Raw genomic sequence first — 22,430 nt, forward strand, 5'->3', positions numbered from 1 at the left:
CGGTCGACGGGTGCCCACGACCACGACGACCGCCGGCGCCCGCTCCCTGCACCCCGACCAGGGGCCTGGGTGGGCCCGCCTGACCGTCGTGCCGCTCGCGAGCGCCGCGCTCGGCGCGCTCACCGTCGTCGCCCAGGGTGCGCTGCCCGACGCGGCGGCCCCCTTCGCGAACTCCGCGAGCGGCTGGACGGTGCTGACCGCGCTGCTCGTGCTGTGGTCCCGCGCCCGGACCCGGGCCGCCGCGGTGCTCGGCGCCGCGAGCTTCGTGCTGCTCGTCCTCGGGTACAGCGCCGGGGCCCACCTGCGCGGGCTGTTCTACGACCCGACGTTCTTCGGCACCGTGGGGCTCGTCGTCGGGCCCGTCGTGGGCGTCGCGGCCGCGTGGCTGCGGGAGCACGGGCTGCGCGCCGCGCTCGGGACCGCGGCGCTCGCCGGCATCGGCGCCGGGGAGGCGGTCTACGGGCTCACGGTCGTCGTGGGGACGACGGGCGCCGCGTACTGGGTCGTCCTCGGCGTCGGGGCGCTCGCGCTGCTCGCGGGGATGCTCGCGCGGCGGGTGCGCGGCGCCGTGCCGGTGCTCGTCGCGACGCTGGGCACCGCCGTCGTCGCGGGGCTGTTCGTCGTCGCGTACCGCGTGGCCGGGTCGGTCGGGTAGGTCGGGCCGAGGACCGTCCTGGTGCCGGCACTCGGGCGGGGCCGCAGCCCCGCCGCGACCCGCCGTCAGTCCCGGGTCGACGGGATGACGCGCCACGCCACCGCGGCCGCGGCCAGCGTGATCACCGCGGCGACGACCGAGGTGACCTGCATCGCGGACACGAACGACTCCTGGGCCTGGTGGGCGAGCGCCGACCCCGGTTCGAGCGCGCCGAGCGCCGCCGCCAGGGAGTCCTCGACGGCGCTGCGGTCGGCGGCGCCGAGGACTCCCTGGCGGGCAGGTCGAGGCCGGCACGGTAGAGGACGGTCATGAGCGACCCGAGCACGGCGATGCCGAGGACGACGCCGAGCTCGTACGCCGTCTCGGAGATCGCGGACGCGGCGCCGGCCCGGCGCGGCTCGACCGAGGACACGACGGCGTCCGCGGTGAGGGTCCCCGCGATGCCGACGCCGAGCCCCACGGGGACGAGCGCCAGCGCGAGCCAGGCGTACTGCTCGGAGCCCTCCGCGACGGCGACGAGCGCGAGCCCGGCGGCCGTCAGGGCGAGCGCGGCTCCCACGGCGCGCCCGCGCCCGAGCCGGGTCAACGACCACCCCACGACCGCGACCGCCCCGATCGAGGCGAGCGTCGCGGGCAGCTCCGCGAGCCCGGCCTGCAGGGGCCCGAACCCGCGGGCGAGCTGGAGGTACTGGGAGAAGAAGAACAGCAGGCCGGTCAAGGCGAAGATCGACACGAAGTTGGCCAGCACGGCTCCCGCGAACGCGGGCCGGCGGAACAGCTCGAGGTCCAGCAGCGGCGTCTCCAGCCGGCGCTGACGGCGCGCGAAGACCAGGGCGGCCGTCACCGCGACGGCGGCGGACAGGAGCGTCACCGCGTCCGGACCCGCGGCCGCGAGGTGCTTGACCGCGTAGACGAGGGCGGCGACCGCGGCGAGCGAGAGCGCGGCCGACGGCAGGTCGAACGGCCCGGGCGACGGGTCCTTCGACTCGGGGAGCAGGACGGCGCCGAGCACGAGCAGCGCGAGCATGACGGGCACGTTGATGAGGAAGACCGAGCCCCACCAGAAGTGCTCGAGCAGGGCGCCGCCGACGAGCGGACCGAGCGCCGCGCCGCCGCCGAACGCCGCCGCCCACACCGCGATGGCCCGGGTGCGCTCGCGGGCGTCGGTGAACAGGGTGCGGATGATCGACAGGGTCGACGGCATGAGCGTCGCCCCGGCGACCCCGAGCAGGAGCCGCGCGGCGATCAGCGTCTCGGCGTCCGGCGCGTAGGCGGCGAGCACCGAGGCGAGACCGAACCCCGCGGCGCCGGTCAGGAGGAGCCGCTTGCGCCCGATCCGGTCGGCGAGCGTCCCCATGGTCACGAGGAGCCCGGCCAGCGCGAGCGAGTAGACGTCGCCGATCCACAGGATCTGCGTCGCGCTCGGGGCGAGGTCGCGGGTGAGCGCGGGGACGGCGAGGTAGAGCACGGTCCCGTCGATGGCGAGCAGGAGGACGGCGATGACGAGGACGCCCAGGGCTGCCCACCGGCGCGGGTGAGGCACCGGCGTGAGGGGGTCGGTCACGGGGCGCCGGTCGATCGTCATGATTTTACTGTACTGACCGGTCAGTATAGTTTCCAGGTGCGCGATGATCCGGTGCTGGTGATCTCGGCCACCCCGGCCGGCGCACGCACGGGAGAGGTGGCGAGGCACATGGGGCGCACGGCCGGCCGGAGCCCGTCGGACACCCGCCGGGTGGTCCTCGACGCGGCGAGCGCGGTCTTCCGCACGCGCGGGCTGTCGGCGACGCTCGACGACGTCGCGCAGGAGGCAGGGCTCTCCAAGGGCGGGGTGATCTACCACTTCGCGACGAAGGACGACCTCGTGGCGGCGCTCGCCGAGGCGCTCCTCGAGGACTTCCGCGACGCGGTGCACGCCCACCTCGACCCCGACGACCAGCACGCGGGCCGCCTGACCCGCGCGTACGTCCGGGCGAGCCTCGTCGACACCGACCTGACCGCCGCGCGTGACGCCTACGCGCTGATCGCCCAGATCATCACCAACCCCGCGGTCGCGCGGATCGCGCGGGCGGACGCCCGCCGGTGGCGCGACGACCTCGCCGCGGACGGCCTGCCCGAGCCCGTCACGTCCCTGGTGGTCGCCGCCGCGGACGGGGCCGGCGTCGCCCCGCTGTGGGGTGCCGAGCTCGACGAGGCCGAGAACGCACGGCTCGCCGCCCGGCTCGTCGCGATGACGCGCGACCCCGACCGCTGGGCGGGCACCCCGCCGGCGTGAGCCACCCGGGCCCGCGGGTGGGCGCGGGCCTACCGGCGCGTGGGTGCCGGGTGGCAGGCTCGGTCCAGCCACCGGCGGCTGTCCGGCGGCAGCGAGAGGAGCGCCGCATGACCACCGTCCCGGCCGTCGTCCGCGTCGCCGACCTGCGCCTGCCCGGGTCGCGCACGGCCCGCTTCGAGGGGCGCGCGCACGGCTCGGGCGTCTCCTACTTCTTCGTCGACAACGACCCCGGGCAGGGCCCCACGCTGCACCGCCACCCGTACAGCGAGACGTGGGTCGTGCTCGACGGCGAGGCGACGATCACGCTCGGGGACACGACCGTCGTCGCGCACCCGGGCGACTGCGCGGTGGTCACGCCCGGGGTCTGGCACCGGTTCGTCAACACCGGGACCGGCGCGCTGCGGATGATGTGCATCCACGCGTCCGACGTCATGGTGCAGGAGAACGCCGCGGACGCCCCCGGCGGGGCCGGCTGACGGGCGGGTCATGGCGGGGATCGTGTTCGTGTCGGGGTCGAGCCACTGGGACGTGTCGTCGTCCGTCTTCTGCTGGGCGGTGGACACGCTCGCCGACCGCGTCGCCTCCGCCGACCTCGTCGAGCGCCTGCGGACGATCTCGGACGACAACCTCGGGAGCCTGCGCCTCTCGGAGCTCACGCCCGAGCAGCGGTCCGAGCTCGTCGCCCACATCGGGGCGCTGCCGCGGGTCGCCGACGAGACGCTCCCACCGTCGCCCGAGCGGCACGTCGTGGTGGCACAGCTCCAGGAGCTCGCCGACCTGGTGGCCGCCGCCGGCTGACGCCGCACCTCGGGCGTACGGCTCCGGCCCGCACGTCGCGCTCGGCCGGGCCGCCGTCGGCCGCGGCCCGCACCTGACCGCCAGCGCCGGAACCCGCCGTCGAGCGCCGGCACCGGCCCGGTCGCTCAGCGCGTCGCGCCGGCCAGGTGCTCGGCGAACGTGAGCGTCCCGCGCACGTGGTCGCCCCGGGGGACGAGCGCGCCGCCCGCCATGGCGGCGCCCGTCTCGCCCGGCACCCGCAGCGGGACGACGAGCCGGCGCAGGCCGCGCGCCGCGACCACGCGCCGCACGAGATCGACCGTGTCGTGGTCCTCCGGCCCGGCGATCGGCTCCGCGAACCCCTGCGGCTCGCCGTGCGCGAGCATGACGAGGTGCTCCGCGACCTCCCGCGCGGCGACCGGGCGGCTCGCCATGCGGGGCACGAGGACCACCGGGCCGAACCCGCGGTCGACGAGCTGACCGGCGAGCTCGTGGAACTGCGTCGAGCGCAGGACCGTCCACGGCACCGGACCGGCGGCGACGAGCTCCTCCTGGCGGCGCTTGCCCAGGTAGTACCCGAAGTCGACGGTGTCGGCCCCGACGATCGAGATCGTCACGAGGTGGCGGACGCCGGCGCGGTGGGCCGCGGCGAGCAGGTGCTGCGTCGCGGCGGTGAAGAACCGCTCCGAGGTGCGCCGGCTCGCGGTCGTCACGTTGCTGACGTCGATGACGACCTCGACCCCGGTGAGCGCCGCGTCGAGGCCCCGGCCGGTCGTGAGGTCCACAGCGCGGGAGCGCGCGAGCATGACCGGCTCGTCACCCCGGGCCCTCAGGGCCTCGACGACGAGCCGCCCGAGCAGTCCCGTCCCACCCGCGACCGCGACCCTCGCCGTCGTACCGGCTGCGTCCGACACGTCCATCGCCACCTCCCGATCAGCCCCGCCGCGCCCCCGAGCGTAGGGCTGTGCCACGGTGCTGCGGAGGCCGTCGGGCCGTGACCCGCGCCACCGCGGGGCCGCCCGCCGCGCGCGCACCGGCGGCCCTGTGGTACGCCTCGGAGCACGCGCGGAGCGGCCACCGCACCGGCGCGGACCCGACGACGACGGTGAGGCGGCATGGCTGACGCGGCACCCCGCACCGATCGCGCACCGCGGGCACCGCGGGCGTCCCTCGCGCGCCTCGACCCGCACCTGCACCCGCTCGGCGTCGCGCTCGGGACCGCGTTCGCGCTGCTCGCGATGACGCCGTCGCTGCTGCCGCGCGACTGGCTGTTCCAGGGGGTCGTCTCGGGGCTGTCGGCCGCTGCCGGCTACGGGATCGGGGTGGCGCTGCACTGGCTCGCGCGGAGGTCCCGGCACTGGCCGTCGGCGTCCGCGCGGGTGCGGGCGGCGGTGCCGGGGTGGCTCCCCCGCGCGCGGTGGCTGGGGCTCGTGCTCGTGCCGGTCGCGCTGCTCGTGATGCTCGTGGTCGCGGCGTCGTGGCAGCGCGAGCTGGCGACGCTCATGGGCATGGACCGCCCGACGACGAGCGGCTGGCTGCGCGCCGGGCCGGTGCTCGTGGCCGTCGCCGCGCTGGTGGTCGCCGGCGCGCGCGGCGTGCGGTGGCTCGCGCGGGTCATCGGGCGTGGGCTGTACCGGCGGACCCGGCTGCCGCGGCGCGCGGCGTCCGTCGTCGGCGCGCTCCTCGCCGGGCTGCTCGTCGTCGTCCTCGCGAACGACGTCGCGCTGCGCTGGGCGCTGTCGGTCACGGACTCGGCGTTCAGCAGCCTCAACGACCGGGACCACCCGGACGTCGAGCAGCCGCAGGCCGGGACGCGGTCCGGCTCCCCCGCGTCGCTCGTCGGCTGGGAGTCGCTGGGCCGCGAGGGCCGCCGGTTCGTCGCGAGCGGGCCGTCGGCCGACGAGCTCGCGCTGGCCGGCGGCGCCCCCGCCCAGCAGCCCGTGCGCGTGTACGTGGGGCTGGAGACGGCCGGGACCGCGCAGGAGCGCGCGGAGCTCGCGCTCGCCGAGCTCGACCGGACCGGGGCCTTCGAGCGCGCCGTCCTCGCGGTCGTCACGACCACGGGCAGCGGCTGGGTCAACGCCGAGGCGGTCGACGGCCTCGAGCTGCTGCACGCCGGGGACACCGCGGTCGTCGCCACGCAGTACTCGTACCTGCCGAGCTGGTTGTCGTTCCTCGTCGACCGCCCGCGCGTCGAGGAGGAGGGCCGCGTGCTGCTCGACACCGTCTCGGCGCGCGTCGAGGCGATGCCCGAGGGATCGCGACCGCGGCTGCTCGTCTACGGCGAGAGCCTCGGGTCGCGCGGCTCGGAGCACGCGTTCACGACGCTCGCCGACATCCGCGCGCACACCGACGGCGTGGTGTGGGTCGGGCCACCGCACTCCAACGAGGTGTGGCGCTCGCTCGTCGAGCGGCGCGACCCCGGGACGCCCGAGGTCGCGCCGGTGTACGCGAGCGGGCTCGTCGTGCGGTTCGCTGCGGACGCCGACGCGCTCGCGCAGCCGCCGACCCCGTGGCTCGAGCCACGCGTGGTGTACCTGCAGCACGCGTCGGACCCGATCGTGTGGTGGTCGCCGTCGCTGCTGCTGCGGCGGCCCGACTGGCTCGAGGAGCCCCGCGGCGCCGACGTCCTGCCGTCGATGACCTGGTACCCCGTGGTGACGTTCTGGCAGGTCAGCGCCGACATGACGAACTCCCAGTCGGTGCCGCCCGGCCACGGGCACAGCTACGGCGACCTGGTGCTCGACGCGTGGGTGGCCGTCGGGGCGCCCGAGGGCTGGACGGACGCGGACACCGAGCGGGCCCGCGCGGTGCTCACGGCGCAGCCCGGCTGACGCGGGGGGGTGGACGCTCAGAGCGTCGACCAGCTCCAGCCGCCCGCGAGCACCGTCGCCGCGACCGGCGTACCACGCAGGTCCGCGCCCGGCGCCCACGGGTCCGCGTCGAGCACCGCGAGGTCGGCGACCTGCCCGGGCTCGACGCGCGAGCGCACCGAGGCGCCGAGCGCCACGTCGAGGTCGACCGCCTGCTCGGGGTGCCAGGGCTCGCGGCCGTCGCGCGTGCGGTCGACGGCCGAGGCGATCGCCTGCCACGGGTCGAGCGGCGCGACGGGCGCGTCCGAGCCGAGCGTCAGGCGCACGCCCGCGTCGACGAGCGCGCGCAGCACGAACGCGCGCCCGGTGCGCCCGGCCCAGTAGTGGTCGGCGACGTCGCGGTCGTCCATCGCGTGCTCGGGCTGGACCGAGGCGACGACCCCCAGCGCGGCGAACCGCGCGACGTCCTCGGGGCTCAGGAGCTGGGCGTGCTCGATGCTGCCGGTGGCACCCGACGCCGCGAACGCGTCGAGCGCGTGGGTGCTCGCCGCGTCGCCGATCGCGTGGATCGCCGAGCGCAGGCCGTGGCGGTGGGCGTGCGCCATGAGCGGCACGAGCTCGTCGGGCGGCACCGAGAGGACGCCGCGCGCGTCGGGACCGGTGAGCCCGGCGTACGGGTCGTGGCAGTAGGCGGTGCGCGTGTTGAGCGAGCCGTCGGTGATGACCTTGAGCGGGCCCATCGTGAGCAGCGCCGCGTCGCCCTGACCGGGCACGACGTCCCCGGTGCGGAGCTCCTCCGCCAGGGGACGGTCGAGGTGGTCGGGCCACACGCCCGCGGAGACGCGCAGCGACCGCGTGCCGCCCGCGATGCGCCGGCGCCACGCGGTGAGCAGGTCGCTCAGCTCGAGGTCGACGACCCCCACGACGCCGCGCGCCGCCGCGGCCCGCGCCGACTCGTCGACCCACGCGTCGAGGAGCTGAGGGGCGACGACGTTGACGCGCGCGCTCACCGCGAACCACTCGTGCTCGCGCAGCACCCCGTCCGCGCGCCACGGCACGCCGTAGCGGGCGAGCGCGGCGGTGCTGAGCCACGCGCAGTGCACGTCGCCCGAGACGAGCACGACGGCGGCACCGGGACGCCCGGCGCGCGCGGCGGCCTCGTCGAGCAGCGCGACGTCCGGGAGGTCCGGCCACAGACCGTCGCGGAAGCCCATCCCGACGAGCACCTCGTCGGCGTCGCCGTGCGCGAGCCGCTCGGTCACGAGCCGCGCGGCGTCGGCAGCGGACGTCGCGCCCGAGACGTCGAGGCGGCGCCGGAACAGCGCCCACTGGTCCATGTGCGTGTGCGCGTCCCACAGCCCGGGGACGACGACGCGGCCCCCGAGGTCGACCCGCTCGGCCCGCGCCCCGGCGGCCCGCGCGGCGTCCCGTCCTACGGCGACGATCCGCCCGTCGCGCACGTGCACGTCGACCGGCTGGTCCGCCGGCCGGCTCACGCGCACCCCGTCCGGCGAGGTCCGCGCGACTCGCGCTCCGGTCAGCACCCACTCCTCGACGCCCACGCGCTGCTCCTCACTCGGCTCCGTGCACCGGACAGCATCGCGCACGCGTGCAGTCCCCGTGCACGTAGCCGGCCGGAGCGCCTGCAGCGAAGGGTGCGGAGGCGGGACGCGCTGAGAGCGTCCGACGTCGTGCACGCACACGAACAAGACCGTTCGCCCAGAGTTCGCCTGCTCCCGGCACCCCGCTGTCTTCACGCGTGTCAATATAGACACATGTCGAAGGAGCGCGAGGTGATCATCGTCGGGTCAGGCACCGTGACCTCGTCGCCGCCTCTCACGGGCACGGTCGGCGCCCCGGGACACGCGATGGGGACGGAGACCGCGGGCCAGGTCGCGCTGATGCTCAAGGCGCTGGCGGAGCCGTTGCGGCTGCGGATGCTGTCGTTCATCACGACGAGCCCGACCGGTGAGGCGTGCGTGTGCGACATCGCGACCGTCGCCGACGTCTCCCAGCCGACCGTCTCCCACCACCTCAAGGTCCTCAAGGACGTCGGCATCCTGGTCTCCGAGCGGCGCGGGACGTGGGTCTGGTACCGCGTGGCGCCGCCGGTGCGCGGGGCGGTCACCGCGCTGCTGGAGTCCTTCGCCCCCGCCGCGCTCGACGCAGCCCGCCACCTCGACCAGCCCACGGGCGAGCGCGCGGACGTCGACGCGGAGCTGTCCAGCCTCGCGGACGAGCTTGCCGAGCAGTTCCCCGGCACCGGAGCGGGTGAGGTGCTGCACACCGTCCGCGAGTCCTACACCGCCCTGGTACGCCACTCGGGCGCCGGCGCGGCGCAGCTCGCGCGGGTGCGCCGGTTCGCCGAGCAGCGCCTCACGGACCTCTCGCGGGTCACCTGGAGCCGCCCGCAGGCACCGCAGGTGCTGTTCGTGTGCGTGGCGAACGCGGGTCGCTCACAGCTCGCCGCGGCGCTGGTGCGCCACTACGCCGGGGACGCGGTGGTCGCCCGCTCGGCCGGGTCCGCACCCGCCGCGGCCGTGCACGCGACGGTTTCTCCGCTGCTGCGCGAGCTGGGCGTGGACCCCTCCGAGGTGTTCCCCAAGCCGCTGACCGACGATGCCGTCCGCGCCGCGGACCTGGTCGTCACCATGGGCTGCGGCGACACCTGCCCGGTCCTGCCCGGCACCCGGTACGAGGACTGGGTCGTCGGCGACCCCGGGCTCGCCTCTCCCGAGGGGGCGGCGGCGATCCGCGACGACATCGACACCCGCGTCCGCGCCCTGCTCGCCGACCTCGCCCCCGACCTGACCCTGCCCACCGCCGCCCCGACATCTGCGGGGAGCGCCCGATGAGCCGGCCCACCGCCCGCCCGGCCGTGGACCGCCTCCTGGTGCGGGCGCTGACGGCCGAGCTGGTGGGCACCGGCCTGCTGGTGGCCGTGGTCGTCGGGTCCGGGATCGCCGCCCAGCGGCTGTCGCCTGACGACGTGGGGCTGCAGCTGCTGCAGAACTCACTGGCCACGACCCTCGGGCTGACGGTCCTGATCCTGCTGTTCGGGCCGGCGTCCGGTGCTCACCTCAACCCGGTCGTCTCCCTGGCCGACTGGGTCGTGGGCCGCCGTACCGGGACCGGGCTCACCGGCCGGCAGGTCGCGGCCTACACCGCCGCGCAGACCGTCGGCGCGATCGCCGGGTGCGCGCTCGCCGCCGCGATGTTCACCGCCCCGGTCGCCGTCTCGACCACCGAGCGCACCGGGAGCGGCCTGCTGGTCAGCGAGGTGGTCGCCACCGCCGGCCTGGTCGCGCTGATCCTGACCCTGGTCCGCACCGGACGCGGCGTCCTCGCCGCCCCGGCGGTCGGGGCCTACATCGGGGCCGCGTACTGGTTCACCGCCTCCACGTCCTTCGCCAACCCCGCCGTCACGGTCGGGAGGATCTTCACCGACACGTTCGCCGGCATCGCCCCCGCCTCCGCACCGGGCTTCATCGCCGCTCAGGTCCTCGGCGCGGCCCTCGGCGTCGGGCTCGCCATCGTCCTCTACCCCACAGCCGACGCCCGTGCCGACGACGTCGTCGTCCCGCACGACGACCCCGTCAGCACCCGCGCGTGACCGCTGACCTTCTGCCCACCACACCCTGAGGAGCACCCCATGACCGAGACCGCCGCCACCGAGCAGACCCCCACCGGGACCGACAAGCCGAGCGTGCTGTTCGTCTGCGTCCACAACGCCGGCCGCTCCCAGATGGCTGCCGGGTTCCTCACCGCCCTGTCCGGAGGTGCCGTCGAGGTCCGCTCCGCCGGGTCCGCGCCCGCCGACCAGATCAACCCCGCCGCCGTCGAGGCCATGCTCGAGCTCGGCATCGACATCCGTGCCGAGAAGCCGAAGATCCTCACCACCGACGCGGTCAGGGCCTCCGACGTCGTCATCACCATGGGCTGCGGCGACACCTGCCCCTTCTTCCCCGGCAAGCGCTACGAGGACTGGGTCCTGGAGGACCCCGCCGGGCAGGGCGTCGACGCCGTGCGCCCGATCCGCGACGAGATCCGCGCCCGCGTCCTCGCCCTGCTCGGCGAGCTCGGCGTGGAGCCCGTCGACGCCTGACCACCAGCACCCCCACGACGAAGGCCCGGGCACGCGTGCGCCCGGGCCTGCGTTCCTCCCCCGGCACGTCCCTGCATCGAAGGATGGAACCCGCGCAGCGCGTCCCTCCGAGGCTCGATGCGCACCCCTCCCCGTTCCTAGGTTCGAGAGCGGCACCACGACCTCGACCACAGGAGCGCATCATGGCCACGCCGACCACGACCGAGGTGACGGCCACCGCCGTCCGCCTCGTCGACCTCCACAAGACCTACCCGGGCCGTGAGCCCGTCCACGCGCTGCGCGGGGTGTCCCTCGAGCTGCTCGCGGGCTCCGTGACCGCCGTCGTCGGTCAGTCCGGCTCCGGCAAGTCGACGCTGCTGAACTGCGCGGCGGGGCTCGACACGCCCAGCCGGGGCTCCGTCGTCGTGGGTCGGCACGACCTCACGACGCTGCGGCCCGACGACCTCACCCGGTTCCGGCGGGAGCACGTGGGCTTCGTCTTCCAGGCCTACAACCTCATCGGCCACCTGACGGCACGCGAGAACGTCCGCCTGCCGCTCGTGCTCGCGGGCCGTCAGGTCGACGCGGCGTGGGAGGCGGCCCTGCTCGACTTCCTCGGCGTGCCGCACCTCGTGGACCGGCTGCCGGGCGAGCTGTCCGGCGGGCAGGCCCAGCGCGTCGCGATCGCCCGCGCGCTCGTCACGCGGCCCGCCGTCGTGTTCGCCGACGAGCCCACGGGCGCGCTGGACTCCCGGACGGGGGGCGCGGTGCTCCAGGTGCTGCGGGACTCCGCGCGCGAGCTCGGGCAGACCGTGGTCGTCGTGACGCACGACGCGGGCGTCGCCGCCGCTGCCGAGCGCGTCGTCGTCCTCGCGGACGGGCTCGTCGTCGACCAGCTCGAGCACCCCACCGCCGAGCAGGTCACCGCCCGGCTCCTCGCGAAGGGCCGGTGAGCACCGTGTGGCAGCTCGCCTCCTCGGGCGTCCGCGCCCACCGCGGAGCCTTCGCCGGCACCGCCGTCGTCCTCGCCGTCGCCGCAGCGGTCCTCGCCGTCACCGGGGTGCTGTTCGAGTCGGGCCTGCGCACGCAGGCCGACGGTGACCTGGCCTCCGGCGGGCTGCTCGTGGCGCTCGCGTCCTCCTACGCCGGGACGCTGGTCGTCGTCGTGGTGATGGTCGTCGCCGCGACCGTCACCCTCGCACTGCGCAGCCGCCGACGTGAGCTCGCCCTGCTGCGCGCGGTCGGCGCGACGCCGTCGCAGGTGCGGCGCACGGTCACCCTCGAGGTCGCGGTGGTCTCGCTCGTCGCCGCCCCGGTGGGGGCGCTCGCGGGCCTGTTCGGCGCCCGCCTCCTCGACCCCCTCCTGCTGCGCGGCGGGATGGTGGCCCCGGACTTCACGTCGGCCCTGTCGCCGCTGCCCGTCCTCGCCGCCGTCGCGCTGATCGTGGTCACGGCGGTGCCGGTCGGCCGGCTCGGCGCCCGGGAGGCCGCCCGGACCGCCCCGACCGAGGCGCTCCAGCTGAGCGCCGTCGAGGACCGCGAGGTCGGGACGGGCCGGCGGGTGACCGCCCTGGCCCTGACCCTCGCCGGCCTCGCCACGGCGTTCTCGAGCCTGTGGATCCCGGGCGCCCTGGGGAGCGCCACGGCGTCGCTCTCGGCGTTGCTGCTGATCGGGGCCGTCGCGCTCGCCGGTCCCGTCCTGGTCGGCTGGCTCTTCGACCGGCTCGCGCGGGTCCACCCGTCCGGCGGCCGCCCGGCCGCGGTGCTCGCCGTCCGCAACGTGCGCGGGTTCTCCCGGCGGCTGACGACCGTCGTCGTGCCGCTCGCGCTGGTGGTCGCCGCGGCGACCGTCCAGACGAGCGTGAACCGGGCGATCATGACCGCCGCCCAGCAGGAGCTCGTCGCCTCGGTCGCCGCGGACCTCGTCGTCACGCCCCCCGAGGGCGCGGCCCAGGACCTGACCGCGCAGGTCGCCGCGGTGCCCGGCGTCACGTCGGCCGTGCCGCTCGCGACCGTCCCGGCGCAGCTGCGGACCGACAACGACATCGACGGCGCGCTCGCCTGGGAGGCGACCGCCCTGCGCGTCGTCCCCGCGGGCACCACGGCGCTCGACCCCGACGTCGTCGACGGCTCGCTCGCGGGACTCGACGCCCGGGACGCCGTGGCCGTCAGCACCGACACGGCGTTCACCAGCGGCGCGGGCCTCGGCGAGACGCTCACGCTCCGGCTCGGGGAGGACGTCGTCGAGGCGACCGTCGTCGCGGTGTTCTCCCGCGGGCTGGGGGTCGCCGGCCTGATCACCGGCCCGGCCACGGCGGAGGCGCACGGGCTCCCCGTGGTGGCCGACACCGTGCTCGTCGACCTCGCCGCCGGCGCGGACCCGGCGGACGCCACCGCGGCGTTCGCCGCGCTGGGCGCGACGGCGGCCGACCCCGAGACGTACGCCGCCACGGCGATGCAGTCGGGCGACGGCGAGAACGCCATCGGCACGGCGCTGCTCCTCCTCCTGCTCGCCGTCGTGGCGGTCGGCGCCGCGAGCACGCTCGCCATGACCACGGTCGCGCGCCGCGACGAGCTCGCGCTGCTGCACCGCACCGGCACGACCCGCCGCCAGCTCCTGGCGATGACCACCGTCGAGGCGGCGATCACGGGCGTCACGGCGTGGGTCGTCGGCACCGTGGCGGTGGTGCCGGCGGTGGTCGGCGTGAGCGCCGGGGTGCTCCACGGGCCGCCCGTGGTCGACCTGCCGTCGTACGGCGTGGTCAGCGCGGCCGTGGTCGTCTTCGCGCTCGCTGCGACGGCGCTCGCGGCACGCCGCACGACCCGACTGGCGACCGCTCTCGCCTGACCGGCGGCACGCGCGGCGGTCCTCCGCCGCACGCCCACCCGGAGCAGTGCCGGACCCGGGTGGGCGCGTCGCCGACCGGCCGCCGGCGGAGCACCGTCAGTGGTGGTCCCCGTGCCGGCCGAGGGTCGTCTCGGGGGTGGCGCCCGGGCGGGTCCACTGCGGCGTCGGGCGGCCCGTCCCGCCCCAGGTGCCGTTGCCGTCGACGTCCGTGCGCCAGTACCAGCAGGCGCCCTGACCCTCGGGCCAGCCCTCGGGCGTGTCCTGCCACGCCTCGCCCCGCCCGTACGGCGTCAGGTCGAGGAGCGCGAAGGAGCCGCTCGCCACCTCGGTGCCGCGCCCCGTCGTGTCGTAGGTGAGGAACGCCCGGTCACCGTCGCGCAGGAACACCGCGAACATCCCCATCTCGCCGCCGACCGGCTCGGGGACCCCCCGCACCGAGTACCAGGGCTGGGTGTAGCCCATGAACTCGACGAAGGGCGCGACCTCGTCCCACGCGCCGGTGGTCACGACCGCGAACGAGACGCCGCGGGCCTGCAGGTAGACGGTGTCGCGCAGGTGCCAGGCCGAGACGGTGCAGCCCTCGCACTGACCCTGGTGCGGTGCGCCGTCGTGCCACATGTGCTTGTAGACCAGCAGCTCGTCGCGCCCCTGGAACAGGTCGAGGAACGGGACGGGGCCGTCGGGTCCCACGACCTCGACGGTCGGGTCGAGCTCGACCATGGGGAGCCGGCGGCGCGCCGCGGCGATCGCGTCGCCCTCGTGCGTGTGCGCCTTCTCGCGGACCAGGAGCTCGTCGCGCGCGGCCTGCCACGTCGCCGCGTCGACGACGGGCGGGCGGCCGGGCACGAGGGTGGTCGGTCGGTCCTGTGCGGTGGTCATCGCGTCCTCCGTGGTGTGGCGGGCGGACGGCGGCGTCCGCCGTCCGACGGTCAGGAGGGCAGACGTGCGTCGGCCCCGGAACTCATCGGCGGCGACGGCGGCCCGGCCCGACCGCCCCGGGTCCGGCGTCGTCGCCTTCAGCCGCTGAGCCCCTCACCGCGGGACGACGGCGGCCGATGGGGCGGACGTGTCATGGGAGCAGGCGTGCCGGCCGAGGGATCCCCGCGGAGCAGCACGCGCCGCGGCGGTCCTCGTGGCCGTCGCCGCCGTCGTCACGCTGGTCTTCACGGCGCTCGGCCAGGGCACGTCCTCGCTCGTCGCGCAGGCCGTGGTCACCGTCATCAGCGTCGGGGTCCTGCCGCTGGCCCTCGCGCTCTACCGGCACGGGCACCGCGCGCCGGCCGTGACCTGGCTGCTCACGCCCGTCGTGGGCGTCGCGATCATCGCGGGCCTCGACGTGGTGACCCACGACGCGAGCGCCGCGGCCCAGGCGTTCTTCGCGTTCCCCGTCGTCTTCGCGGCGTCGCAGCTCGGCCGCAGGCCGGTCGCGCTCGTGACCCTGCTGGCCGTGCTCGGCAACGCCTGGGTCGTGTTCTCGCTGCTGCCGCCCGGGCGCGCCGCGACCGACCTCGCGTACATCGGGGCGATGCTCACGGTCGTGGCCGCCGTGCTCGTCCAGGCGGGCGAGCGCCAGGACCGGCTCGTGACCCGGCTGACCGAGCAGGCTGCCGTCGACGCGCTCACGGGGCTCGCGACCCGGCGGGTGCTCGACGACGCGGCCGCCTGCGCCCTGGCGAGCACGGGCGACGGCACGGGCCTGCTGGTCCTCGACCTCGACCGGTTCAAGGTCATCAACGACGAGCGGGGGCACCCCGTCGGCGACGACGCCCTGGCGCACGTCGCCGAGCTGCTGCGCCGACGGGCTCAGCGCGACTCGATCGCGTCCCGGCTCGGGGGCGACGAGATGGCCCTGCTCCTGCCGGGGTGGGGCCGCGAGGCGACGATCGAGGTCGCCGAGGAGCTCGTGCGGCTCGTGCGGGACAGCCCGCTGCGCACCGCGGACGGCCCGGTCCCGCTGACCGTGAGCATCGGCGTGGCGCACGCCTCGCGCGAGACGACGCTGCGCGAGCTCTACGCCGCGGCGGACGCCGCGCTCTACGAGGCCAAGGCCGAGGGTCGGGACCGCGTCGCGATCACCGGCTCGTCCCCCCGGACCCGCTCCCGCTGAGTCGGCCGCCGCACGTGCGCCCGGGGACGGGTCAGTCGCCGATCCCCACGACCGAGCCGGCCGTGCGCAGCGCGTCCAGCACCCACGGCAGCCGCGTGAGCGCGTCGCGCGCGAGCAGGAACCCGACGATCCCGAGGACCCACGCCGTCGTCTCCCCCGCCGACCGCTCCATCCAGCGCGCGACCCGCCCGAGCAGCGGCTCGACGGCCCGCGCGGCGACCAGGCGCCCCGCGAGCAGCACGAGCGCGGGCAGGACCATGACGAGGCAGTAGCCGACGAGCACCGTCGCCCGCTCGGCCCAGGTGAGGTCCGAGCCGGTGAGCAGCCTGATCGCCCCGAGGTACGGCAGCATCGACCCGAGCTCGACGGCGGCCGCCGCGACCGCCAGCCCCACGAGCGCCCCGACGCCGCCGGCCTCGCCGCTCATCGCGCGGTCGCGCCAGCGCGTGAGGCGTCCCTGCCGCCGGGTCGCGGTGGCCGGTCCCCCGGAGACGCCACCCGGGCCGGCGCCGTCCGCGCCGCCGGCGCTGCCCGACCCGTCGGCGTCGGCCCTCGGCGTCCGGTACGCGAGCGCCCACAGCAGCAGCGCCCCGCCGAGCACGAGCTGCACCACGGACCCGGCCGTGCCCTCGCGCAGCCCCGATCCGCTCCCCAGCGCCGCGCGGGCCCCGGACATCAGGACGAGGCCGACGACGAGGTAGAACGTCGCGACGGTCCCGAGGAAGACGAGCACGCGCCGAGCGCGCACCCGTCCCGGCACGAGCAGGAACCACACCGGGATGAGCAGCGTGCCGAAGCTCGTGCTGTCGATCAGGGCGAGCACGACGAGCTGTCCGAGCAGGTCAGGGGCCATGCGGCGAGCCTGGCTCCCCGCCGGGGGCGCGGGCGTCGGGCGAAGGGTGGCACGTGCGGCCCCGCGGTACATCGTTCGTCGGATCCCGTCGGACGGGCGCTGTGCTGGGATGGTGCGGTGAGGATCCCGGACGCCCGCTGGTACCGGCGCGTGCGCGCGTCGGAGCGGACGAGCGACCTCCTCGACGCCGGGGCGGTGGCGCTCGTCGGCCTCCTGACCGTCGCGGTCGGGATCGACGGCGTCTGGACCGACATGGCCGAGCACCGGCCACCGGGACCGGCGGTGCCGCTCGCCCTCCTCGCGGCGGGCTGCACGCTCATGGCGGTCAAGCGGCGGTGGCCCGTCGGGGTCCTGCTCGCGGGCGTCGCGCTGTTCCTCCTCGACACGTACCTCGGCGGCAGCATCGGCGTCATCGCCGTGCTCGTCGACCTCATCTACTCGGCGGCGATCCACGCCCGCCCGCGGGCCGCCGCGGTGCTCCGCTCGTCGGTCGTCGTGCTCGGGGCCGTCGCGACCGCGCTGGTGTGGGGCGTCACGCACCACGCGCAGCTCACGGTGTTCCTCGCCCTCCAGTACTTCGCGCTCATCGGCACGCCGCTGTGGTGGGGCACCGCGGTCCGGCGGCAGTCGGAGCTCACCGCCCTCGCGACCGCACGCGCCGAGGACCAGCGCCGGCTCGCGTCGCTGCAGGCCGCCGAGCTGGTCACGGACGAGCGCGCCCGCATGGCCCGCGACCTGCACGACGCCATCGCGGGGAACCTCTCGGCGATCGCGATCCACACGGAGGCGGCGCTCGCCGTGCCGCCGGACGACCCCCGCGCCGCCGCACGCGACCGTGCCGCGCTCGAGGCCGTCCGCGCCGCGAGCGTCACGTCGCTGCAGGAGATGCGCTCGATGATCCTGCTGCTGCGGGCCGACGGTGCGGCGTCGGCCGACCCGACGGCAGCGGCCCCGCGGCTGCGCGAGGCGGCGGACCTCGTGGCCGCGACCGAGGCCGCGGGCCTCCGCCTGACGTGGGACGGGACGACCCTCGACGAGCTCCCGGCGCTGCCCTCGGCGGTGGACCAGGCCGCCTACCGGATCCTGCAGGAGTCCCTCACCAACGCGGCCAAGCACGCGCCGGGGTCGCACGTGCGGGTCCGCGTCGGGGTGCGCGACGGGGTCCTCGAGCTCGCGGTCGAGTCCACTGCGCGGCCGTCCGCCGTGCAACCGTCCGCCGTGGCCGCGCGGGTCCCGGCGACCGTCGGCGGACCGGCGACCGTCGGCGGACCGGTCGACCCCGGACGGACACTCGGCGCACCGGTCGACCGCGCACCGGCCGACGGGTCCGGGCTGGGGCTCCTCACGATGCGCGAGCGCGCCGAGGCGCTCGGTGGGCGGTTCGACGCGGGCTGGGCGGGCGAGGAGCGCTGGTCCGTGGTGGCGACGCTGCCGCTCGGGGCGGTCTCGTGACGGGCCCGACCCCGGTCCGCGTCCTCGTGGCCGACGACCACGCCGCGATCCGCGCGGGGCTGCGGCTCATGCTCGAGACCGACCCCGCGATCACGGTCGTCGGCGAGGCGAGCGACGGTGCCGCTGCCGTGACGAACGCCCGCGCGCTGCGCCCCCACGTCGTGCTCATGGACATCCGCATGCCTGGCACCGACGGCATCGAGGCGACCCGGACGATCACCGGCGAGGGCCTCGCCGACGTGCTGGTGCTCACGACGTTCGACCTCGACGAGTACGTGTTCGGCGCGCTGCGGGCGGGGGCCGCCGGGTTCCTGCTCAAGTCCACCGAGGCCGGGGCCCTGCTCGACGCGGTGCGCCGGGTCGCCGCCGGGGAGGGCGTCGTCGCGCCCGAGGTGACGCGCCGGCTGCTCGCGGCGTTCGTCGCACCGCCGCCGGTCGCCGCCGCCACGCCCGAGCAGATCGACGGCTACGCGGACCTGACCGCGCGCGAGCGCGACGTGCTCGGCTGCCTCGCGCGCGGGATGTCGAACTCCGACCTCGCGGCCGAGCTGGTCATCACGGAGGCGACCGCGAAGACGCACGTCTCGCGCGTGCTCGCGAAGCTCGGCTGCTCGTCGCGCATGCAGGCGGCGATCAAGGCGCGCGCCGCCGGGCTGGGCTGAGCGGCGCCGCCCCCGCGGCTCGGAGGCGCGGTGCGCGACGGGCGCACCCCCCACGGTCCGGGTGCGGGAGGTAGCGGACACCAGGTGTCCGGTACCCGTGCGACGGTCGCGACATGACGACCCGACCCGATCGTTCCGGCTCCCGCATCGACCACCTCAACGTCGCCGTCCCCGACCTCGCCGCCGCCGTCGCCTTCTACGAGCCGACGCTCGCCTCGATCGGCATCCTCAAGATGCTCGTGATCCCTGCCGACCCGGCCACCGACTTCCCGGCCATGACCGGGTTCGGCCTCGCCGACGTCAAGCCGTACTTCTGGCTCGTCGACGGGGGCACGGTCGGCTCGAACATGCACCTCGCCTTCACCGTCGAGACCCGCGAGGAGGTCGCCACGTTCTACGCCGCGGCGCTCGCCGCCGGTGCGGAGCCGCTGCTCGAGCCCGCGGTGCATCCCGAGTACCACGACGACTACTTCGGCGGCTTCGTGCGCGACCCTCACGGCATCAACCTCGAGGCGGTGTGCCACCACCCCGCGGACGACTGAGCGCCGACCGGCTCGCACGCGCAGGCACAGGCCGCCGGGCGGTGACGCCCGTCGCCGAGCCCTCCGGCCGGTCGGCGACGGCCCGGTCGAGCCGGCGTCGGAATCGTCGTGTCGACGGGTGCTCGGCGGCCTTCGTCGCCACGGCCGTCGCCCTCGTCGTCGCCGCGGTCATCGCGGTCGTGTGCATCCGCGGGACCACGGAGGAGCTCATGCCGTCGGGCGAGGGCGTCGTCCACCTGGGCTGAGCCCGGCCGGTCATCCCCGCACGGGCCGCCGGGCGGGGATGACCATCGGCGTCCCGGTCTCGGGGTCCTCGACGACGCGGCACGCGAGGTCGAAGATCTCGGCGATCCGCTCGGGCGTCACGACCTCCGCGGGCGCACCCTCGGCGACGACCCGGCCGTCCTTCATCGCGACGAGGTGCGTCGCGTACCGGGCGGCCTGGTTGAGGTCGTGCAGCACCGCGACGAGCGTGCGGCCGTCCTCGTGCAGGCGGGCGCACAGGTCCATGACCTCGAACTGGTGGGCGATGTCGAGGAACGTCGTCGGCTCGTCGAGCAGCAGCAGGTCGGTCTGCTGCGCGAGGGCCATCGCGAGCCACACGCGCTGGCGCTGGCCGCCCGAGAGGGTGCTGACGAGCCGGTCGCGCAGCTCGGTCACCTCGGTCGCGTGCATCGCGTCGGCGACGGCCACCGCGTCGGCCGTCGACCACTGCCGCAGCAGCCCCTGGTGCGGGTAGCGACCGCGGGCGACGAGGTCGCCGACCGTGATCGCCTCGGGGGCCAGCGGGCTCTGCGGCAGGAGCGCGAGGCGCCGGGCGACGTCCCGCGAGCGGAGCCGGGTCAGCGGCTCGCCGTCCAGCAGGACCTCCCCCGTGCGCGGCCGGAGCGTGCGGGCGAGGGCGCGCAGCAGCGTCGACTTGCCGCACCCGTTGGGCCCGATGATCACCGTGAAGGACGCGCGCGGGATCGTCACGGACAGGTCGTGCACCACGTCGGTCCGGTCGTAGGCGAGCGTCACGCGCTCGGCGCGCAGGGGCGCCGCCGCAGACCCCGTCGCCCCGGGCCCCGTCGTGGTCGTCGTCGTCGGTGTCACACCGCACCCCTTCTCCACTCGCGGACCAGCAGGAACGCCAGGTACACCCCGCCGAGGCCGGCGGTCACGATCCCGACCGGGTACTGCACCCCGAACGGCAGCCGCTGCGCGAGGAGGTCGGCGAGCACGAGCAGCGTCGCGCCCGTGACCGCGGCGGCGACCATGCCGGGGCCCGACGAGCGCGTGAGCCGCCGGGCGATCTGCGGGGCGGTCAGCGCGACGAACGCCACGGGTCCGCACACCGCGACGGCCGCCCCGGTGAGCAGCACCGCGACGACGACCGCGAGCGTGCGGGTGCGCCCGGCGTCGACGCCCAGCCCCGTCGCGGCGTCGTCCCCCATCTCGACGAGCTGCAGCCGGCGGCTCAGCGCGAGCGCGAGCGGGAGGAGCACGACGAGCGCGACGGCGACGGTCGCGGCGTCCGACCAGCTGCGCGAGCCGAGGCTCCCGTTGAGCCACGCGGCCACGACCTGGGCGTCCTCGCGCGTCGCCCGCAGGATCGCGAGCTGCACGAACGCCAGCGCCATCGCCCCGACGGCGATGCCCGTCACGACCATCCGGTACGGCGCCGCGAACCCGCGCCCCGAGCCGAGCCACACGGCGACGATCGCGACGAACGCCCCGACCAGCGCGCCCACGGGCACCGGCACGACGCCGGGCCACACGAGCCCCGCCGCCGCAGCGCCGGCCGCCGCACCGGCGCCGAGCCCGATGACGTCCGGGCTGCCGAGCGGGTTGCGCGTGACGCTCTGGAAGATCGCGCCCGCGACGCCGAACGCCGCCCCGGCGCCCAGCCCGACCGCGAGCCGCGGGAGCCGGTTGGTGAACACGACCCAGTCCTGTGCGCGGCTCCCGCCGCCGGCGAGCACGGTCGGCAGCTCGGTGAGCGGGACGCCGAGGTCGCCGATCGTGAGCGTCACGAGCACGGTCGCGAGCGCGACGACGACCAGCACGAGGCAGACGGTGACCGCGCGCCGGTTCGTGACGAGCGCGACGCGGTCGCCGAGGCGGAGCAGCGCCGGTGCGGCGGCGTCCCCGCGGTCCGGCGACGGTCGCGCGGCGGGGGCGGCGGATGCGTCGGGCACCGGCGGGGCGCCGGCGTCCACCGCGGGCGTGCGGTCCGGGGCGGCGCTCACAGCCCCGCCCTCCCCCGGCGCACGGCCGCGATCAGGAACGGCGCCCCGACGAACGCCGTGACCGCGCCGACCATGAGCTCGCCGGGCCGCGCGATCACGCGCCCGACGACGTCGGACCCGAGCACGAGCACCGGGCCGAGCAGCGCGCAGTACGGCAGGAGCCAGCGGTGGTCGGAGCCGGTGAGCGCGCGCACGACGTGCGGCACCGCGAGCCCGACGAACGCGATCGGCCCGACCGCCGCGACCGAGGCGGCGGTGAGCAGCGCCGCGGCGAACCCGCCGACGAGCCGCGTGCGCCCGGCGCGCAGCCCGAGCGACGTGGCGGCCTCGTCGCCGAGGGCGAGCGCGTTGAGCGCACGGGACAGCGCCAGCGCGACGAGCAGGCCGCCGACGACGAACGGCAGGATGCGCGCGGTCGCCCCGGCGTCGCGCCCGGCGAGCGACCCGACGGCCCACACGCGGTAGCTGTCGAAGACGGTCGGGTTCGCGAGCGAGATCGCCTCGACGAGCGCGACGAGCGCGGCCGTGACGGCGGCGCCCGCGAGCACGAGCCGCACGGGGGTCGGCCCGCGCCCGCCCGAGCCGATCGCGTACACGGCGCCGGCGGCGAGCAGCGCTCCGGGCACCGCGGCCCACACCGACCGCCCGGCACCGGCGCCTGCGAGCGCCGTGACGATCACGACCGACGCGGCCGCCCCGGCGTTGACGCCGAGCAGCCCCGGGTCGCCGAGCGGGTTGCGCGTGATCCCCTGGATGACGGCACCGGCGACGGCGAGCGCGGCACCGACGAGGATCCCGAGCACCGTCCGCGGCAGCCGCGAGGCCACGACGACGGACGCGTACGACTCGTCGGGTGCGACGAGCGCGCCCCACACGTCCCCGAGCGGCACGGCCTTCGAGCCGACGGTGATGCTGAGCGCGCACGCGACCACCACGAGCGCGACCGCGCCGAGCAGGCCCGCCGCGAGCCACCACGAGCGCGCGCGCGAGCCCCGCACGCCGGTGACGTGCGGGGCTCGGGCCGACGGCGGTGCGTCGAGGGTGCTCATCGTCGGGTCACCTGGTGGTCACGGGGTGGTCGTGCGAGCGTCGCGGCCGTGCCGGTGGGGACGCCGGGGTGCCCCCGACCGG

General features: G+C 76.5%; 23 protein-coding genes. 15 read left to right on the plus strand and 8 right to left on the minus strand.

What is annotated here, in order from left to right; genetic code table 11:
* Positions 1-10 precede the first annotated feature (10 nt).
* Positions 11-655 carry a DUF6518 family protein gene (locus tag NXY84_RS19355; protein ID WP_258724657.1) on the plus strand — a complete coding sequence of 215 codons (645 nt, stop codon included), beginning with the start codon at positions 11-13 and terminating at the stop codon, positions 653-655.
* 121 nt (positions 656-776) lie between these two features.
* Here the strand turns inward: NXY84_RS19355 and NXY84_RS19360 are convergent, their stop codons facing one another.
* Positions 777-2,240 carry an MFS transporter gene (locus NXY84_RS19360; protein ID WP_258724658.1) on the minus strand — a complete coding sequence of 488 codons (1,464 nt, stop codon included), beginning with the start codon at positions 2,238-2,240 and terminating at the stop codon, positions 777-779.
* A gap of 36 nt (positions 2,241-2,276) precedes the next feature.
* Between NXY84_RS19360 and NXY84_RS19365 the strand changes: the two genes are divergently transcribed.
* From NXY84_RS19365 to NXY84_RS19375, 3 genes are all read left to right on the plus strand, one after another.
* A complete protein-coding gene (locus NXY84_RS19365) occupies positions 2,277-2,930 on the plus strand; it encodes a TetR/AcrR family transcriptional regulator (RefSeq protein ID WP_258724659.1) in 654 nt (217 codons plus the stop codon).
* Between the two features lie 107 nt (positions 2,931-3,037).
* Positions 3,038-3,406, plus strand: a complete 369-nt coding sequence (locus tag NXY84_RS19370; protein ID WP_258724660.1) for a cupin domain-containing protein — start codon at positions 3,038-3,040, stop codon at positions 3,404-3,406.
* A gap of 10 nt (positions 3,407-3,416) precedes the next feature.
* Complete coding sequence (locus tag NXY84_RS19375; RefSeq protein ID WP_258724661.1) at positions 3,417-3,728, plus strand: hypothetical protein; 312 nt, start codon at positions 3,417-3,419, stop codon at positions 3,726-3,728.
* Positions 3,729-3,853: 125 nt separating this feature from the next.
* Here the strand turns inward: NXY84_RS19375 and NXY84_RS19380 are convergent, their stop codons facing one another.
* Positions 3,854-4,627, minus strand: a complete 774-nt coding sequence (locus tag NXY84_RS19380) for an SDR family oxidoreductase (protein ID WP_258724662.1) — start codon at positions 4,625-4,627, stop codon at positions 3,854-3,856.
* A gap of 195 nt (positions 4,628-4,822) precedes the next feature.
* Here NXY84_RS19380 and NXY84_RS19385 point away from each other — a divergent pair, with 195 nt between their 5' ends.
* Positions 4,823-6,541 carry an alpha/beta hydrolase gene (locus NXY84_RS19385; protein ID WP_258724663.1) on the plus strand — a complete coding sequence of 573 codons (1,719 nt, stop codon included), beginning with the start codon at positions 4,823-4,825 and terminating at the stop codon, positions 6,539-6,541.
* 17 nt (positions 6,542-6,558) lie between these two features.
* Here the strand turns inward: NXY84_RS19385 and NXY84_RS19390 are convergent, their stop codons facing one another.
* Positions 6,559-8,022, minus strand: coding sequence for an amidohydrolase (locus tag NXY84_RS19390; RefSeq protein WP_258727279.1), 1,464 nt, complete (start codon positions 8,020-8,022; stop codon positions 6,559-6,561).
* A 366-nt stretch (positions 8,023-8,388) separates the two neighbouring features.
* Between NXY84_RS19390 and NXY84_RS19395 the strand changes: the two genes are divergently transcribed.
* The 5 genes from NXY84_RS19395 (at position 8,389) to NXY84_RS19415 (ending at position 13,452) form a co-directional block, all read left to right on the plus strand.
* A complete protein-coding gene (locus NXY84_RS19395; RefSeq protein ID WP_258727280.1) occupies positions 8,389-9,375 on the plus strand; it encodes a metalloregulator ArsR/SmtB family transcription factor in 987 nt (328 codons plus the stop codon).
* Positions 9,372-10,133 carry an aquaporin gene (locus tag NXY84_RS19400; protein WP_258724664.1) on the plus strand — a complete coding sequence of 254 codons (762 nt, stop codon included), beginning with the start codon at positions 9,372-9,374 and terminating at the stop codon, positions 10,131-10,133. The genes NXY84_RS19395 and NXY84_RS19400 overlap by 4 nt, the downstream gene beginning before the upstream one ends.
* 39 nt (positions 10,134-10,172) lie before the next feature.
* Positions 10,173-10,625 (plus strand): arsenate reductase ArsC, encoded by a 453-nt coding sequence (locus tag NXY84_RS19405; protein ID WP_258724665.1) that lies wholly within the window; start codon positions 10,173-10,175, stop codon positions 10,623-10,625.
* Between the two features lie 182 nt (positions 10,626-10,807).
* Entirely contained in the window at positions 10,808-11,557 is a 750-nt protein-coding gene (locus tag NXY84_RS19410; protein WP_258724666.1) for an ABC transporter ATP-binding protein, read from the plus strand.
* Positions 11,554-13,452, plus strand: coding sequence for an FtsX-like permease family protein (locus NXY84_RS19415; protein WP_258724667.1), 1,899 nt, complete (start codon positions 11,554-11,556; stop codon positions 13,450-13,452). Before NXY84_RS19410 ends, NXY84_RS19415 begins: the two co-directional genes overlap by 4 nt.
* A gap of 96 nt (positions 13,453-13,548) precedes the next feature.
* On the opposite strand, the gene NXY84_RS19420 is transcribed toward NXY84_RS19415, so the two are convergent.
* Positions 13,549-14,331, minus strand: coding sequence for a DUF899 domain-containing protein (locus NXY84_RS19420; RefSeq protein WP_258724668.1), 783 nt, complete (start codon positions 14,329-14,331; stop codon positions 13,549-13,551).
* Positions 14,332-14,518: 187 nt separating this feature from the next.
* Here NXY84_RS19420 and NXY84_RS19425 point away from each other — a divergent pair, with 187 nt between their 5' ends.
* Positions 14,519-15,559 (plus strand): GGDEF domain-containing protein, encoded by a 1,041-nt coding sequence (locus tag NXY84_RS19425; RefSeq protein WP_258724669.1) that lies wholly within the window; start codon positions 14,519-14,521, stop codon positions 15,557-15,559.
* A 31-nt stretch (positions 15,560-15,590) separates the two neighbouring features.
* Here NXY84_RS19425 and NXY84_RS19430 read toward each other — a convergent pair whose 3' ends face one another.
* Positions 15,591-16,412: a GAP family protein gene (locus NXY84_RS19430; protein ID WP_258724671.1), complete on the minus strand. Its 822-nt coding sequence runs from the start codon at positions 16,410-16,412 to the stop codon at positions 15,591-15,593.
* 117 nt (positions 16,413-16,529) lie between these two features.
* Here NXY84_RS19430 and NXY84_RS19435 point away from each other — a divergent pair, with 117 nt between their 5' ends.
* From NXY84_RS19435 to NXY84_RS19450, 4 genes are all read left to right on the plus strand, one after another.
* Entirely contained in the window at positions 16,530-17,864 is a 1,335-nt protein-coding gene (locus NXY84_RS19435; RefSeq protein ID WP_258724672.1) for a sensor histidine kinase, read from the plus strand.
* Between the two features lie 68 nt (positions 17,865-17,932).
* On the plus strand, positions 17,933-18,526 hold the full coding sequence (locus tag NXY84_RS19440; RefSeq protein WP_396126405.1) for a response regulator: 594 nt from the start codon (positions 17,933-17,935) through the stop codon (positions 18,524-18,526).
* Between the two features lie 113 nt (positions 18,527-18,639).
* Entirely contained in the window at positions 18,640-19,068 is a 429-nt protein-coding gene (locus NXY84_RS19445; RefSeq protein ID WP_258724674.1) for a VOC family protein, read from the plus strand.
* A 41-nt stretch (positions 19,069-19,109) separates the two neighbouring features.
* Positions 19,110-19,313: a hypothetical protein gene (locus NXY84_RS19450; RefSeq protein ID WP_258724675.1), complete on the plus strand. Its 204-nt coding sequence runs from the start codon at positions 19,110-19,112 to the stop codon at positions 19,311-19,313.
* 10 nt (positions 19,314-19,323) lie between these two features.
* On the opposite strand, the gene NXY84_RS19455 is transcribed toward NXY84_RS19450, so the two are convergent.
* Genes NXY84_RS19455 through NXY84_RS19465 form a run of 3 tightly spaced genes read right to left on the minus strand, consistent with a single transcriptional unit; the run spans position 19,324 to position 22,348 of the window.
* Entirely contained in the window at positions 19,324-20,163 is an 840-nt protein-coding gene (locus NXY84_RS19455; RefSeq protein ID WP_258724676.1) for an ABC transporter ATP-binding protein, read from the minus strand.
* A complete protein-coding gene (locus tag NXY84_RS19460; RefSeq protein WP_258724677.1) occupies positions 20,160-21,299 on the minus strand; it encodes a FecCD family ABC transporter permease in 1,140 nt (379 codons plus the stop codon). Before NXY84_RS19460 ends, NXY84_RS19455 begins: the two co-directional genes overlap by 4 nt.
* Positions 21,296-22,348: a FecCD family ABC transporter permease gene (locus tag NXY84_RS19465; RefSeq protein WP_258724678.1), complete on the minus strand. Its 1,053-nt coding sequence runs from the start codon at positions 22,346-22,348 to the stop codon at positions 21,296-21,298. The genes NXY84_RS19460 and NXY84_RS19465 overlap by 4 nt, the downstream gene beginning before the upstream one ends.
* Positions 22,349-22,430: the final 82 nt, after the last annotated feature.

Source organism: Cellulomonas sp. NS3, from assembly GCF_024757985.1.
In the GTDB taxonomy this organism is placed as follows: Bacteria; Actinomycetota; Actinomycetes; order Actinomycetales; family Cellulomonadaceae; genus Cellulomonas_A.

What these genes read in the sequence shown, in the direction of transcription:
- NXY84_RS19360 (WP_258724658.1), bottom strand. Translation starts at nt 2,240, where the DNA reads ATGACGATCGACCGGCGCCCCGTGACCGACCCCCTCACGCCGGTGCCT.
- NXY84_RS19370 (WP_258724660.1), top strand. Translation starts at nt 3,038, where the DNA reads ATGACCACCGTCCCGGCCGTCGTCCGCGTCGCCGACCTGCGCCTGCCC.
- NXY84_RS19375 (WP_258724661.1), top strand. Translation starts at nt 3,417, where the DNA reads ATGGCGGGGATCGTGTTCGTGTCGGGGTCGAGCCACTGGGACGTGTCG.
- NXY84_RS19380 (WP_258724662.1), bottom strand. Translation starts at nt 4,627, where the DNA reads ATGGACGTGTCGGACGCAGCCGGTACGACGGCGAGGGTCGCGGTCGCG.
- NXY84_RS19385 (WP_258724663.1), top strand. Translation starts at nt 4,823, where the DNA reads ATGGCTGACGCGGCACCCCGCACCGATCGCGCACCGCGGGCACCGCGG.
- NXY84_RS19395 (WP_258727280.1), top strand. Translation starts at nt 8,389, where the DNA reads ATGGGGACGGAGACCGCGGGCCAGGTCGCGCTGATGCTCAAGGCGCTG.
- NXY84_RS19400 (WP_258724664.1), top strand. Translation starts at nt 9,372, where the DNA reads ATGAGCCGGCCCACCGCCCGCCCGGCCGTGGACCGCCTCCTGGTGCGG.
- NXY84_RS19405 (WP_258724665.1), top strand. Translation starts at nt 10,173, where the DNA reads ATGACCGAGACCGCCGCCACCGAGCAGACCCCCACCGGGACCGACAAG.
- NXY84_RS19410 (WP_258724666.1), top strand. Translation starts at nt 10,808, where the DNA reads ATGGCCACGCCGACCACGACCGAGGTGACGGCCACCGCCGTCCGCCTC.
- NXY84_RS19420 (WP_258724668.1), bottom strand. Translation starts at nt 14,331, where the DNA reads ATGACCACCGCACAGGACCGACCGACCACCCTCGTGCCCGGCCGCCCG.
- NXY84_RS19430 (WP_258724671.1), bottom strand. Translation starts at nt 16,412, where the DNA reads ATGGCCCCTGACCTGCTCGGACAGCTCGTCGTGCTCGCCCTGATCGAC.
- NXY84_RS19440 (WP_396126405.1), top strand. Translation starts at nt 17,933, where the DNA reads ATGCTCGAGACCGACCCCGCGATCACGGTCGTCGGCGAGGCGAGCGAC.
- NXY84_RS19445 (WP_258724674.1), top strand. Translation starts at nt 18,640, where the DNA reads ATGACGACCCGACCCGATCGTTCCGGCTCCCGCATCGACCACCTCAAC.
- NXY84_RS19465 (WP_258724678.1), bottom strand. Translation starts at nt 22,348, where the DNA reads ATGAGCACCCTCGACGCACCGCCGTCGGCCCGAGCCCCGCACGTCACC.